Source organism: Helicobacter pylori, from assembly GCF_001653475.1.
Lineage (GTDB): Bacteria > Campylobacterota > Campylobacteria > Campylobacterales > Helicobacteraceae > Helicobacter > Helicobacter pylori_CM.
On the sequence record NZ_CP011487.1, the window covers coordinates 657,383 to 671,606 of the forward strand.

11 protein-coding genes and 1 pseudogene are annotated in these 14,224 nt (G+C 40.2%); 3 read left to right on the plus strand and 9 right to left on the minus strand.

Going from position 1 to position 14,224, the window contains the following annotated elements; genetic code table 11:
* Positions 1 to 6: 6 nt before the first annotated feature.
* From AA974_RS03210 to mqnE, 6 genes are read right to left on the minus strand one after another with little or no spacing between them, the layout of a single operon-like run.
* Positions 7 to 1,251 carry a SurA N-terminal domain-containing protein gene (locus AA974_RS03210; RefSeq protein ID WP_064433392.1) on the minus strand — a complete coding sequence of 415 codons (1,245 nt, stop codon included), beginning with the start codon at positions 1,249 to 1,251 and terminating at the stop codon, positions 7 to 9.
* Positions 1,251 to 2,675, minus strand: coding sequence for an Asp-tRNA(Asn)/Glu-tRNA(Gln) amidotransferase subunit GatB (gene gatB / locus AA974_RS03215; RefSeq protein ID WP_196207234.1), 1,425 nt, complete (start codon positions 2,673 to 2,675; stop codon positions 1,251 to 1,253). The genes AA974_RS03210 and gatB overlap by 1 nt, the downstream gene beginning before the upstream one ends.
* On the minus strand, positions 2,675 to 3,973 hold the full coding sequence (locus AA974_RS03220; RefSeq protein WP_064433394.1) for a M16 family metallopeptidase: 1,299 nt from the start codon (positions 3,971 to 3,973) through the stop codon (positions 2,675 to 2,677). Before AA974_RS03220 ends, gatB begins: the two co-directional genes overlap by 1 nt.
* A gap of 5 nt (positions 3,974 to 3,978) precedes the next feature.
* A complete protein-coding gene (locus AA974_RS03225; RefSeq protein WP_064433395.1) occupies positions 3,979 to 5,040 on the minus strand; it encodes a dehypoxanthine futalosine cyclase in 1,062 nt (353 codons plus the stop codon).
* A 1-nt stretch (position 5,041) separates the two neighbouring features.
* Positions 5,042 to 7,807: an outer membrane protein assembly factor BamA gene (gene bamA / locus AA974_RS03230; protein ID WP_196207235.1), complete on the minus strand. Its 2,766-nt coding sequence runs from the start codon at positions 7,805 to 7,807 to the stop codon at positions 5,042 to 5,044.
* Positions 7,808 to 7,846: 39 nt separating this feature from the next.
* Entirely contained in the window at positions 7,847 to 8,929 is a 1,083-nt protein-coding gene (gene mqnE, locus AA974_RS03235) for an aminofutalosine synthase MqnE (RefSeq protein ID WP_064433396.1), read from the minus strand.
* Between the two features lie 297 nt (positions 8,930 to 9,226).
* Between mqnE and AA974_RS03240 the strand changes: the two genes are divergently transcribed.
* The 3 genes and pseudogenes from AA974_RS03240 to AA974_RS08350 all read left to right on the plus strand — a co-directional run.
* A complete protein-coding gene (locus tag AA974_RS03240) occupies positions 9,227 to 9,730 on the plus strand; it encodes a ferritin (RefSeq protein WP_025313819.1) in 504 nt (167 codons plus the stop codon).
* Between the two features lie 15 nt (positions 9,731 to 9,745).
* Complete coding sequence (gene serB, locus AA974_RS03245; protein WP_064433397.1) at positions 9,746 to 10,369, plus strand: phosphoserine phosphatase SerB; 624 nt, start codon at positions 9,746 to 9,748, stop codon at positions 10,367 to 10,369.
* A 212-nt stretch (positions 10,370 to 10,581) separates the two neighbouring features.
* A pseudogene (locus tag AA974_RS08350) lies at positions 10,582 to 10,848 on the plus strand (glycosyltransferase family 10 domain-containing protein); the annotation flags it as partial.
* Between the two features lie 8 nt (positions 10,849 to 10,856).
* On the opposite strand, the gene AA974_RS03255 reads toward AA974_RS08350, so the two are convergent.
* The 3 genes from AA974_RS03255 to murA are packed head-to-tail and all read right to left on the minus strand — an operon-like array spanning position 10,857 to position 14,224.
* On the minus strand, positions 10,857 to 11,447 hold the full coding sequence (locus AA974_RS03255; protein ID WP_064433399.1) for a uracil-DNA glycosylase family protein: 591 nt from the start codon (positions 11,445 to 11,447) through the stop codon (positions 10,857 to 10,859).
* A gap of 44 nt (positions 11,448 to 11,491) precedes the next feature.
* Positions 11,492 to 12,898, minus strand: coding sequence for an aspartate ammonia-lyase (gene aspA, locus AA974_RS03260; protein WP_064433400.1), 1,407 nt, complete (start codon positions 12,896 to 12,898; stop codon positions 11,492 to 11,494).
* Between the two features lie 57 nt (positions 12,899 to 12,955).
* Positions 12,956 to 14,224 (minus strand): UDP-N-acetylglucosamine 1-carboxyvinyltransferase, encoded by a 1,269-nt coding sequence (gene murA, locus AA974_RS03265; RefSeq protein ID WP_064433401.1) that lies wholly within the window; start codon positions 14,222 to 14,224, stop codon positions 12,956 to 12,958.

Sequence of the window (14,224 nt, forward strand, 5' to 3'; positions counted from 1 at the left end):
TAAAAATCACTCTCTAATCATCACAATCCTAGACTTAACGCGCAATTTTTCAAAATGCTCTTCTAAAATCTTATCTTTAGATTCTTCCACTAATTTTTGGGCGATAAATTGCTTGGCTTGACTGAAACTCACTTCGTTTTTACCCTTTTTTTCCTTGATATAAAAGGTGATAAACTGCCCCCCACCCCCATTCATAACGGGCGTAAAAGAGCCTTGCTCATGCGAAATAAAGACTTGAGCGATTTGAGGGTTTAGGGTTTTCATCTCTATTTTTTCATTAGCCTTACTCACCCCTGGAATTTCCAAATTAGGGTCTGCCATAGCCCTTTCTAAATCTTCTTGATTGGTGGAAGTGTAGCGCACGGTTTCTATTTCAGTGGGCATACTGAATTGCTCCTTGTGCTTGTTGTAATATTCGCGCATTTTGGTTTCAGAGCTGGTATCCACATTCGTGAGTAAGATATTACGCAACAATTCTTGCATTTCTAAATGCTCCTTAAGCTGATCCCTATAGAGTTTATAATGCCCCTCAGCCATAAGCATTTGTTTGAAATGGTCTAAATCCATGCCTTGTTGTTGCGCCATCATCGCCATTTCTTGGTCTAATTTGTCGTCATCTACATGGATTTTTAAGCGCTCAATTTCTTGGTTTTTAATGCGTTCAGCGATCAAACGATCCCTTGCTTGAGCTTTGCTCACTTTAGATTTTTCTTGCTCTTCTTGGATTTGATATAGCGTGATAGGCGAACCATTAACAAGTAAAGAAATGCCCCCCACGACCTTATCTTCAAGGGTGTTGTTGGTAGCGTCATTAGGATTGCCAAAAATGGAATTGAATTGAGAACCAGGGCTTGCTCCCTTATTTTTTTCAAGAATTTGAGGGGTTGTATCTTTTTCTTTAGGTTTTGGCGCGTTATTTGGCATGCCTTGACTTTGTATGCCTTGATTTTGTATGCCTTTAGCACTCTCTTTGATTCTAGGAGGCGTTATTTTTTGAGCGGGATTTTTGGCATCCCCATGATGGACTTCTGCTCTGGGCTTTCTTTGGGCTTTTACTTCTTTCTTTTCTTCGGTGTTTTTCTTTTCTTCTTTATTTTTCAATTCTTTATTCTTCAGTTCTTGGCGGATTTTTTTATCCAAAGAAGACTCTTGTTTCTTCCCTTCTAGGGCTTCTACTTTAGATTCAGGCTCTGCATAAACGATCCCAAAAAACAACAAAGCCTTCAAAACATAAGAAAAAATTTTCCTCATCAATCCAATTTCTCTTTCAAAATAGCATTCACCACGCTAGGATTAGCGCCTTTTAAATTTTTCATCGCCTGCCCCACAAAAAACCCAAAAAGCTTGTCCTTACCGCTTTTGTATTCAAGCACCTTATCAGCGTTGTTTTTAAGCACCTCTTCTATCACTTTAACAATCGCTTCTGTGTCATTGACTTGAGACAAGCCCATTTGTTCAATGAGTGCATCCACATCGCCCCCTTGCTCTTCTAAAAGCTTGTCTAACACATCTTTAGCGCTCTTGCCAGAAATCTTGCCCTCATCAATATGTTTGGCTAAAGCGCCTAACACATGAGCGCTCACTCCACAATTTTCTAAAGTGGTTTCGGCTTTCAAGCGCCCTAATAATTCCACACAAAGCCATGTTACGCTCGTTTTAGCCTTAACCCCAAGATTGAGCATGCTTTCAAAATACTCCGCCAATAAAGGATCGCTCACCAATAAATTCGCATCGTCTTCTTTAAGGTTAAAATCTTTCATGTAGCGGGTTTTTTTCGCGCTAGGCAATTCATTGATCTTTTGAGCTTCTTTTAAAAGTTTTTCATCAATAAAAATAGGATACAAATCCGGATCTTTAAAATAGCGATAATCCGCTGATTCTTCTTTATTGCGCATAGAAAGGGTGATCCCTTTGGCGGTGTCAAAAAGGCGCGTTTCTTGAACCACCTCTTCATTATAACTCCCGCTTTCCCACGCTGCGCTTTGGCGCTCTATCTCGTATTCAATCGCTTTAGCGATGAATCTAAAGCTATTCAGGTTTTTAATCTCCACTCTCGTGTAAAGCTTTTTATCGCCTTTGGGTCTAATGGATACATTCGCATCGCACCTGAAATTCCCCTCTTGCATGTTCGCGTCAGAAATCCCTATAAAACGCACGATAGCATGGAGCTTTTTCAAATATGCTATGGCTTCTTCACTGCTTTGCATATCCGGCTTACTGACAATTTCTAACAAAGGGGTGCAAGCGCGGTTCAAATCCACTAAAGAATAGCTACCCTCATGGATATTTTTACCAGCGTCTTCTTCCATGTGGGCTCTTTCAATACACACGATTTTTACGCCTTCTTTAGTGTCAATTTCTAATTTCCCGTCGCTCACAATAGGGACTTCAAACTGCGAAATTTGATAAGCCTTAGGCAAATCAGGGTAAAAATAATTTTTCCTTGCAAAAATGGAATATTGGTTGATATTGGCTTCAATGGCTGTGCCTAATTGGATGGCTTTTTTAACCACTTCTTTATTCAATACCGGTAAAGCCCCCGGTAAGCCCAAACATACAGGGCAGGTGTTAGAATTAGGGGATTCCCCAAAGCTTGTAGAGCAAGAGCAAAAGATTTTGGTTTTGGTGTTGAGTTGGACATGGACTTCTAGCCCGATTACAGCTTCAAATGGCATCATTTGTCCTTCTTTTTATGGCTCACAATGGCAAAAGTCAAGTCGTTGATTTCGGTGTGCTCTTTAATGAAATCATTGATCTCTTTCAAACTCATTTTTTGGATTTGATCCAATAGCGTTTGGTTGAAATCTAAAGGCAAACCTAAATAAAAATAATTGTAAGTGGTGTTCAAGCGGCTAGAGATCGTTTCATTCCTTAAAGGCTCAGAGCCTAGTAAAAACTTTTTAGCGTCGTCTAATTCTTGTTGCGTCATGCCTTTTTCTATAAATTCTTTGACTATTTTTTTAACTAAGGTAACGCTTTTAGCTTGAGTGCTGAGCTTGGTTTGTAAATACCCGCTAGCAAAATGCGCCACTTTAGAAAAATTAGAACGGATATACACGCTATAAGCTAAGCCCTCTTGAACCCTGATTTTTTCCATCAAACGAGAGCCAAAACCCCCCCCAAGCACAAACATCATGACTTTAGATTTCGCTAAATCCTGTTTTAAATCCTTGATTTTAAAGGGTGCACCAAAATACACGAAAGCCTGTTCAGTGTCTTTATAGAGGATTTTTTCGCCCTTTTGATGGCTCGTTTCAAAATAAGGCTCTTCATACGCTTTACCTTGCGGCAAGAAATTAAGGGCGTTATCTAAACGCTTAAGGGTTTGATTGATTTTCAAATCGCCCCCAAGCACCACCACGAGTTTATTGAGTTCAAAAACCTTAGCAAATTGCTGTTTCAAATCGTCTAGCTTGATTTTTTGAAGACTCTCTTTAGTGCCTAAGGCTGCGTTAGCTAAAGGGGTGTTAGCAAAAAGTTCTTGCTTTAAAGTCAGTTTAGCCAGATAATCAAAATCGCTTTCTTTTTGTAAAAGTTGGGCCAACATTCTGGTTTTGACTTTTTCTAAAGCGTTTTGTGTGAAGTTAGGGGATTTTAAAAGCTCTTTTAAGCGCATGATGGCTTCATCTTCGTATTCTTTTAAAAATTCTAAAGTGATTTGCAAATCTTCTGTGCTGGTATCCACATTCAAACTGATCGCTTTTTGCTCTAAAGCTTGTGCAAATCCCACCGTGCCAAGCTCTTTAGTGCCTTCGTTTAAAACTTGCGCGAATAGTTTCGCCAAACCCAACTGGTTTTTATCGCTTAAGCTCCCACCCCCCCTAAAGGCTAAATGGATAAACCCCATAGGCAACAAGTGGTTTTCTTCATAAATCACAGGGACTTTAGCTTGATTGATTTCTTGGTGTGTCAAAGTGCTCGCTTGTAACCCCATAAAAACTCCTAATAATAAAGTGATTAAAATTTTTTTCATGCTGTTTATACCTTTGCTTTAGCCGGATAACGCTTTAAGATTTCATAGGCGGTGTTTCGTTTAGCCGCCACGCTCCCAATGTCTTCAATAAGCTCTATCATTTCTGCTTCATTCATGCAAAAACTCGTTCCGGCCGCTTTCACTACATTTTCTTCCATCATCACACTCCCCAAATCATTCGCTCCAAATAATAAGGCTAACTGCCCTATCATAGAGCCTTGAGTAACCCATGAGCTTTGTATGTTTTGAATGTTATCTAAAAAAATCCTACTGCATGCCAAATAGCGTAAATACCGATTGGAACTCGCTTTTTTAATGCTAGGGATTTCTTCTTTTAAGGGGGTGTTGTCGGGCTGAAAACTCCATAAAATAAAAGCCCTAAAGCCACCGGTTTCATCTTGCAAATCGCGCACTCTTTGTAAATGCTCCACCACATCTTCTTCATTATCCACGCTCCCAAACATCATGGTAGCCGTGCTTTTAATAGCACAAAGATGGGCCGTTCTATGCACTTCAATCCACCTGTCGCTGCTCAATTTTTTAGGAGCGATCACATCGCGCACCCTATCGCTTAGTATCTCAGCTCCTGCTCCTGGAATAGAGCTTAACCCAGCGTTTTTCAACCTTTCTAAAACTTCTTTTAAAGACAATTTAGAGATTTTAGAAATGTAATCAATTTCAACCGCGCTAAAACCATGAATGGTAATGGTGGGGAATTTTTGAGCGATATGGCTGATTAAATTTTCATAATAGTCTATTTTGAGCTGCGGGTGCACCCCCCCTTGAAAAAGGATCTGCGTGCCGCCAATAGCGAGTAATTCTTCAATCTTTTGATCAATTTCTTCATAGCTTAACACATAGGCGTCTTTTTCTTTTAAGGTGCGTTTGAACGCACAAAACTTGCAATCCACAAAACAAATATTGGTGTAATTGATATTCCTATCCACAATAAAAGTCGTCAAGTTTTCAGGGTGCAAGCGTTGCTTTATTTCTAAAGCCCTTTGCCCTAATTCTTTCAAGGGCGCGTTTTTCATTAAATCCAAAATTTCTTCTCTGTTAATGCGCATTTTAAAACCTTGTTCCCATAGAAAATTCAAAGTGTTGCGTGTAATCGTCCATGTTAGGGTTAAAGCACAGCCCTTTACATTTCTTGCCATTGCCATCGCCCCATTGGTTGAAAAACGCTATAGGGAAAATCAACACCAAAGGCCCCATGGGCGAAATCCATTCAATCTGTAAGCCTGTAGAAGCCCTCCAAGTCGCTCTTTCAAACCCAGCCCCTATAACGCCATAATCTTTAAAATTCGCCGTAGTGGTGGGAGCGTTATAGAAGAAACTCCCCCTAGTTGGGGTTTTAAAGGTTAAGAAACCAAAGTCAAAAAACCAAGCTAAACGCATTTTAGCCGCTTTTAGCACCCCATAGCTCAATTCAGTAGAAGCGGTAAAAATCCCATCGCCTCCAAGCCACAAGCCAAACTCATCTTTAGGCGTGATTGATCCGTTCCTAAAGCCTCTCACCGTGGTTACGCCCCCCATGTAGAAGGTGGAGTTTAAGGGCAAGTAATCATCAGTGTTATACCTAAAGATATAGCCCCCTTGCGTTTTAAAGCGAGCGATCAAATCTATCAATAAATATTTTTGCAAATGGTGGTAAGCGGCGAATTTACCATAAACTTTGGTGTTACGGACATTCCCGCCTAACCCGTTCCAAGAATTGAGCGTGCCAGAGCTTGGCAAGCCAGACATGGTCGCATAGGAGCTAAAGATAACCCCATTTCTAGGGAAATAGTAATCATCGGTGTTGTCATAGCTCACATCAAGGGTGAAAGAGCTAGTGATAGGCGTATGGTAATCCCTATCCCAAATACCTTTTATTTCTGGTGAAGTGGTAATCGCTCCAGGACTAGAACAGCTTTCAGGTTGTAAGGGGGTTCTACCGCCTGATAAGCGATTGATAATCACCGATGCGGGCGTAGAACATTGCCTTGGAGAAACCACTTCATTAATAGAGGAATAGTAGCGGTTGTATAAAGGGCTGCTGAAACCAAGGAGCTTGGTAACATTCAGGTTATACCCTAAGCTCACATGGGTTCTGTTACCCAACATGCGCCCGACATTCACCCCAAAGCCCCCACCTTGTTGGATGTATTGGTAGCTTATCCTGTAATCCGCATAAAGATTGATCGTAGAGCTATACCAGCTGTCAAAAATCCTTGGATTAGTCAAGCTCAAATTCCCGGCAAACATACGCCCCGCTCCTTTTGGCATGCCCGGATAAGATCTGCCCCCCCCTGTAGCAATGTTAGCATACAAGCTCATGCTCTGCCCTGTGCCAAAAAGGTTTCTTTCGCTCACGCTCCCATTAAGCATAAGCCCTCCATAAGAGCCATAGCCTAACCCGAATTGCAACTGCCCGGTGCGCCCCTCTTCTACGCTCACTAATAAATCCATCAGCGAGCTATTCACCCTTTTTTCTTCAATTTTGACTTTAGAGAAAAACCCTAAACGCCTTAAAGAATTTTCGGAATTCCTTAGTTTGGTCAAGTTGTATTTGTCCTTAGGCCCTAACAATAACTCCCTTCTAATAATCCTATCGCTTGTGCGCTGGTTCCCTGAAATGATAACATCATTGATATACACCATATCGCCCACTTCAATACGATAAATGACTTTCACAAGCCCGTTTTTTTCATCTTTATCCAAGTCTGGCTTCACCACCGCAAACGCATAACCCTTATCGGCAATTTCGGTTTTTAAAATTTGCGCATCCGCTCTTAAATGCTCAATATTAAAGACATCTTTTCTTTTAACTTTAAGCGCTTTTTCTAAGGTTTTTAAGGGGACTACCGGGTTGTCAATCTCTATTAAAATGTCTGAAATCTTATATTGGATCCCCTCTTTGACTTTATAATGAAGCTTAGCGTCATGGGTAGAAAAATCCGTTTTCAAAAAAGGCGAAGAAATATGAGCGTCTAAGTAACCCCTACGCATATACACATCTTGGATACGCAAAGAATCGTATTCTAATTGATCTAAACGCAATTTCCCGTCATTCAAGCCCCACATCCAGCCCATGAAATCTCGTTGCTTGTTCGCGCTCAAAGATTCAATCATGCGGCGTTTTAATTTCGCGCTTCCCTCATAAATGGATTGTTTGATATAAATACTATCCCCCCTATTCACATCAAACACGATTAATAACGCGCCCTCACTGACCTTTTCTGTGCGCACCTCCACCACGCTCCCATAATAGCCCTGCCCCTCTAAAGCTGTTTTTAAAGCCGTTTTAGCATGCTCTAATTTTTGCTCATCAAAGGTGTCGCCCTTTTTGATCCCCATTTGGGATTTTAAGCCGTCTTTTTCTTTTTCAGTCCCATAACCCTTGATTTCTACCCCGGCAATTCTGGCTTTTTCATCAAAATGAAACTCTAATATGCCGCCTTCAAAAGTGGCATAAACATCTTTAAAATACCCTTGATTGAACAAAGCCAAAACAGCGGTGTCTATTTTTTTAGAATCCACAATATCGCCCACACGAATCTTTACAATTTCATTAGCGAGCATGTCAGACATGTAAGAAAGCCCGATATAAGAAACGGACTTGACTTTCATTTCTTTAGGCGTTTGACTTGATTGGGGGGTTTCTTTTTGAGTCTCATTTTTTTGAGATTCTTGAGAGACTTCTTTTGGAGAAGTCAAATCGTTTGGTTTAGAGCCGTCATTTTCTAAAGCTTCAACGCTGGTATTGATACATGCGAAAACAAGAGAAGATAGAATAAATTTTTTAATACTGATTTCCTTAATAGATTTTAGTTTGAGTGTTGTTAGTAGCATTATTGTAACTAATCATCCTTAAAAAAACGCTAAAAATTATTAAAATTTCTGTATAAAATTATACAAACTATCCCTTTCTACCGCAACAAAACCAGCGTCCTTGATTTTAAATATCAAATCTTCTTTTTCTAAACCATGCCGGCTCTTCGCGCCTGCCGCGCTTTGAATGCTCTCTATTTCTATCGTGCCGTCTAAATCGTTAGCGCCAAATTCTTGAGCCACTAAAGCTAAATTCAAGCCCAAAGTCGCCCAATAAGCTTTGATGTGGGGGATATTATTTAAAAGAATGCGGGATATGGCGATGGTTTTTAAGACTTCTATCGCGCTAGGGGATTTTTCTACTTTCAAATAATTGTTTTCTTTTTGATACAATAAGGGGATAAAAGCGTTAAAGCCCCCTTCTTTGTTTTCTACTTTATTTTTAGGGCTTTGGATTTTTTTGATTCTTAGCATGTGATCGATGCGATGGATTTTATTTTCAATATGCCCAAAAAGCATGGTAGCGTTACTCATTTTGCCTAATTTGTGCCAATAAGCATGGATTTCTAACCACCGAGAAGATCCCACCTTACCATTACAGATTTTACGCCTGATTTCTTCATCAAAAATCTCCGCTCCCCCACCAGGCATGGAATCCACCCCAGCTTTGAGCATGTCTTCTAGCACGCGCTCAAAAGGTTTGTTGAATTTGACGCTTAAAAAATGCACTTCTGCAGCGGTCATGGCCTTTAAATGCAGGTTGGGCATTTCTTGCTTGATGGTTTCAAACACCTTCAAATACCATTCATAAGAGTAATTAGGGTTATGAGCGCTCACGATATGGACTTCTTTAATCCCCTTGTTGTAGGAGTTTTTAACCTTTTCTAAGATTTCTTCTAAACTCATTTCATAAGGGTTAGGGTTTTTTCTGTGGGCTGAAAAAGCGCAAAATTTACAAGCGTCCGCACAAATATTGCTAGGGTTTAAATGCCTATTGACATTAAAATACACGATTTTTTGGTGCATGTTCTGGCGCATGCGATCCGCTGTTTCCCCTAGCGTGTATAAATCATAATCATAAAGCCTCACTAATTCTTCACTTTCAGTAACTTGATTGTCTAATACTTTTTCTAAAAAGTCCATAATTAAATTGCCCTTTCGTTTTAAAGATAAACATTGTAGCATTTTTAGATTTAAGAATGCTTTTTATACATTATATTAAAAATATCCCCTTTTAACCCCTTAATTGGTGCCAACCCCTTTTTTACCTAATTCTCATTAAAAGGATTTTTATGATAAAATCCAAGCTTTATCAAGCTATTAGCTGGTGTTCTCTCTCATTTTTGTAAGTTTTTAAAAATTTTCATACTCTTGTTTACTTTTTCATTATCATTTATGCTATAATTATGGGACAACTTAAGCCAACACAAAGGAGATACTATGTTATCAAAAGACATCATTAAGTTGCTAAACGAACAAGTGAATAAGGAAATGAACTCTTCCAACTTGTATATGAGCATGAGTTCTTGGTGCTATACCCATAGCTTAGATGGCGCGGGGCTTTTCTTATTTGACCATGCGGCTGAAGAATACGAGCATGCTAAAAAGCTTATCGTCTTCTTGAATGAAAACAATGTGCCTGTGCAATTGACTAGCATCAGCGCGCCTGAACATAAGTTTGAAGGTTTGACTCAAATTTTCCAAAAAGCTTATGAACATGAGCAACACATCAGCGAGTCTATTAATAATATCGTCGATCACGCCATAAAAAGCAAAGATCATGCGACTTTCAATTTCTTGCAATGGTATGTGGCTGAACAGCATGAAGAAGAAGTGCTTTTCAAGGATATTTTGGATAAAATTGAGTTGATTGGTAATGAAAACCATGGCTTGTATTTGGCTGATCAGTATATCAAAGGGATCGCTAAAAGCAGGAAATCTTAATTTTAGGGTCATTGAGTGCAAAAACTAGCCGTTTTTGATTTTGACTCCACGCTAGTCAATGCTGAGACGATTGAGTCTTTAGCGAGGGCGTGGGGGGTTTTTGATGAAGTGAGAGGGATCACTTCACAAGCCATGAATGGCGAGACAGATTTTCATAAAAGTCTTATTTTAAGGGTTTCTAAACTCAAAAACATGCCCTTAAAACTAGCCAAAGAAGTTTGTGAAAGTCTGCCTTTATTTAAAGGAGCGCTTGAGCTTATTAGCACTTTAAAAGAGAAAAATTACAAGGTGGTTTGCTTCAGTGGGGGCTTTGATCTAGCGACGAATTATTATAGGGATTTATTAAATTTAGATGCGGCTTTCAGTAACACGCTGATAGTGGAAAATGGTGCCTTAAACGGCTTGGTTACGGGGCATATGATGTTTTCACACTCTAAAGGCGAAATGCTTCTTTCCTTACAACGCTTGTTGAATATCAGTAAAACGCGCACTTTAGTCGTGGGCGATGGAGCGAATGACTTGAGCATGTTCAAACATGCCCATATTAAAATCGCTTTCAACGCTAAAGAGATTTTAAAACAGCACGCCACGCATTGCATCAATGAGCCTGATTTAGCCCTAATCAAGCCTTTGATTTAAAAAATTTTTTTTGTAAAATACTCCTTTAAAGGATAACCATGTTCCAACCTTTACTAGACGCTTATACAGACAGCACCCATTTAGATGATACAACCCATAAACCCCCATTAAATATAGCCCTAGCCAATTGGTGGCCCTCAAAGAATAGCGAAAAAAAAGGATTCAGAGACTTCATTATTCATGTCATCTTAAAACAACGCTATAAAATCATTCTGCACAGCAACCCTAATGAACCATCAGATCTAGTCTTTGGCAATCTTAATTACGATGATTTGAGAATTAATTACGATGATTTGAGAGTTAATTACGATGATTTGAGAGTTAATTACGATGATTTGAGAAGAGATCATGAACGCCTCTTATCAAAGGCTACCCCTCTTTTGGAGCTATCCCAGAACACCTCTTTTAAAATCTATCGCAAAGCTTATCAAAAGTCTTTACCCTTGTTGCGCACCATAAGGAGATGGGTTAGAAAGTAAGGCGTATTTTAAGATTGGTTAAGAAATTGGAGCGCTATTTTGAAATGCGCTAACGCTTCTTTTTTGAGCGTGGGGTTTTTGAGCATGTCCTCTAAAGCATGGGTGCTTAAAAAATGTTTTGTTTTTAAAGACACGATGTGCCCAAAGGATTCTTCTTTAGAAAGGTTTAAAAGGCGTTTGGGCAAAATCCCGCCAAATACCACAATGACTTTTGAAGCGCTGTTGTCTAATTGCCAAATTAAATGAAATAAGCATGCGTTGATTTCTTCTTCTAAATTAAGGCTGTTAGAGTCGCATTTAAGGAGCGATAAGATACTGCAATCTTTTAAGGGGTAGTTAAAAACTTTTTGGATAATGCTTTGCAACATGGCCGCTCTTAAATTGTTTAAGAAATTCAATTGGCTATCCAGCATGGGGGTTAGCGTAATGAAAGTGAGCTTAGAAGTGGGGTTAAAAAGCCCAATTACCGGTTTTGAATTTTGATGGCGTTTGCACAGATTGCAATTTTCTATGCCCTCATAAACTTGTTTGTTAAGGGGCTTATTTTGGGGCTTATTAAGGTTGGTATTCGTGTAAGTTTCGCCCAAAAGACGCTCCATATAAAGGGAGCGTAAAGTTTGAAGGAGTGGAAGTTGCAAAGCGTTCAGTCTTTATGCTTTTTGAAAGCGTGAGGACTTAGCATGTTTTCTGGCTTAAAAATATCGTCCAGTTGCTCTTTAGTTAAGATTTTCTTTTCTAAAGCAATGTTATAGATGGAGCGATCGCTTTTTAAAGCTTCTTTAGCGATCATAGCGGATTTTTCATAGCCGATATGAGGGTTTAGTGCAGTAACAATGCCAATGCTGTTAAAGACATAATCGTGGCAAATCTTTTCATTAGCCGTGATGCCTTCCACGCATTTAGTCGTTAAAGTTTCAATCGCGCGCCCTAAAATCACAAAGGAATGGAAAAGCTTATAAGCGATAACCGGCTCAAACACATTGAGTTGCAATTGCCCTCCTTCGGCGGCTAACGCCACACTCAAATCATTCCCAATCACCGCAAAGCACACTTGATTGACCACTTCAGGGATCACCGGATTGACTTTACCAGGCATAATAGAGCTACCTGGCTGCATTTTGGGCAAATTGATTTCATTCAGCCCGGCTCTAGGACCTGAGCTGAGCAACCTGAGATCGTTACAAACCTTAGAAAGTTTCACTGCAATACGCTTTAACACCCCACTCACTTGCACATACGCCCCCGTGCTTTGAGTGGCTTCTATCAAGTTATTAGCCATGACAAAGGGGCGACCCGTTACTTCTTGGATTTTCTTTTCAATCAAACCGCGATAATCCGGATGCGAATTGATCCCTGTGCCAATAGCCGTGCCGCCTAAATTAAGCTCTCTTACCCAATTCCTAGCGTCTAAAACCTGCTCAATATCCCTATCAACCATCAAGGCGTAAGTTTCAAACTCTTGACCTAAAGTCATAGGCACAGCGTCTTGAAGTTGGGTGCGCCCCATTTTAATCACATGAGCGAATTCCTTAGCTTTTTGAGCGAAAGCGTCCCTTAAAGCCTTCATGGGAGCGACTAAATTACTCAAGCGCTCATAAATCGCGATTTTTAACGCACTAGGATAGGCGTCATTAGTGGATTGAGAGCGGTTGACATGGTCGTTTGGGTGGCAAAATTGATACTCGCCCTTTTTATGCCCCATGTATTCTAAAGCCAAATTAGCAATCACTTCATTCATGTTCATGTTCGTGCTTGTGCCAGCCCCCCCTTGAATCATATCCACAATGAATTGATCATGGTATTTACCATCAATCAACAAATCGCACGCATGGCAAATCGCAATCTTAAGCTTTTCATCAATCAAGCCTAATTGCGCGTTAGCTAAAGCAGCCGCTTTTTTGACTTGAGCAAAAGATTTAATAAAAACAGGATAACTGCAAAGCTTGTCGTTGGTGATGAAAAAATTTTCACTCGCTCTTAAAGTTTGGATCCCATAATAAACTTCATCGCTAATTTCCATTTGCCCAATGAAATCATGCTCAATACGCATAAAAGCTCCTTATGTAATAATTGAAAAATATTCTAGCTATTGTAACCAAATATTGAGTTATTTTTCTTTTAAGCGCGCAACTTTTGCCCCTAAGGCGTTGATTTTATCCTCTAACCTCTCATAACCTCTATCCAAGTGGTAAATCCTATGCACCCTACTCACGCCCTTAGCCACTAAAGCGGCTAAAATGAGAGCCGAAGAAGCCCTTAAATCGGTCGCCATCACATCGCTTCCGGTAAGCTCTGTGGATCCGCTAATGGTAGCAACATTCGTTTTTAGGCTAATATTAGCCCCCAAGCGTTGCAGTTCGCTTGCATGCATGAAGCGGTTTTCAAAAAGCGTCTCTTCAATCACGCTTGTGCCCAAACACTGCGTGGCTAACGCCATGAATTGCGCTTGCATGTCTGTGGGAAAACCAGGGTATTCTTTCGTGGTGATTTCAAAGGCTTGGCGTTTTTTGGCCGGATAAATTTCTATAGAATTTTCTTGAATGTCTAGCGAAAAACCAATTTCTATGAGCTTGTCGGTGATCGCTTGAATATGGTTAGGGATGATGCGATTGATTTTAAGCTGGCTGTTAGTGATAGCCCCCACGCATAAATAAGTGCCTGCTTCAATCCTGTCTGGTATGATTTGAATGTCTTTTAAATTCAAAGCGTCATTTTCTACCCCCCTAATCTTTAACTCGCTGCTGCCAACACCCTCAATTTCTACCCCTCCACTCTGTAAAAACGCGCACAATTGAGTGATTTCTGGCTCTTTAGCGGCGTTAATGATGTGCGTGATCCCTCTAGCTAAGCTTGCTGCCATGAGGGCATTTTCTGTGCCTGTAACGCTGATTTTATCAAATAAAATATCATTCCCTTTCAAGCCTTTAGGAGCTTTTGCATGGATATAGCCTTGCTCAATTGTGATTTCAGCCCCTAATTGTTGCATCGCTTTTAAGTGCAAATCCACAGGCCTTGCTCCTATAGCGCACCCCCCTGGCAAACTCACTAAGCATTCTTTAAAACGCGCCAATAAAGGGCCTAAAACCAAAATAGAAGCGCGCATTTTACGCACTAAATCGTAAGTGGCTTCGGTGTGGTGCAAGGATTTGGTGCTGATTTGAAGCGTGTTAGGATTAAGCCATTCTAATTCTGTGCCTAAATTTTGCAACAATAATGCCATCGCCTTTATATCCACCACTTGGGGCAAAGATTTGATTTTGATTTCTTGTTGGCTTAAAAGCGTGGCGGCTAAAATGGGGAGCGCGGAGTTTTTCGCCCCAGAAATTTCTACCCCCCCTTTTAAAGGGACTTGTCCTACAATCTCTAAAAAATCCAA

Coding starts and splice junctions, on each gene's coding strand:
- mqnE (WP_064433396.1), bottom strand. CDS start 8,929: ATGGACTTTTTAGAAAAAGTATTAGACAATCAAGTTACTGAAAGTGAA.
- AA974_RS03240 (WP_025313819.1), top strand. CDS start 9,227: ATGTTATCAAAAGACATCATTAAGTTGCTAAACGAACAAGTGAATAAG.
- AA974_RS03210 (WP_064433392.1), bottom strand. CDS start 1,251: ATGAGGAAAATTTTTTCTTATGTTTTGAAGGCTTTGTTGTTTTTTGGG.
- bamA (WP_196207235.1), bottom strand. CDS start 7,807: ATGCTACTAACAACACTCAAACTAAAATCTATTAAGGAAATCAGTATT.
- AA974_RS03255 (WP_064433399.1), bottom strand. CDS start 11,447: ATGGAGCGTCTTTTGGGCGAAACTTACACGAATACCAACCTTAATAAG.
- AA974_RS03220 (WP_064433394.1), bottom strand. CDS start 3,973: ATGAAAAAAATTTTAATCACTTTATTATTAGGAGTTTTTATGGGGTTA.
- gatB (WP_196207234.1), bottom strand. CDS start 2,675: ATGCCATTTGAAGCTGTAATCGGGCTAGAAGTCCATGTCCAACTCAAC.
- AA974_RS03225 (WP_064433395.1), bottom strand. CDS start 5,040: ATGCGCATTAACAGAGAAGAAATTTTGGATTTAATGAAAAACGCGCCC.
- aspA (WP_064433400.1), bottom strand. CDS start 12,898: ATGCGTATTGAGCATGATTTCATTGGGCAAATGGAAATTAGCGATGAA.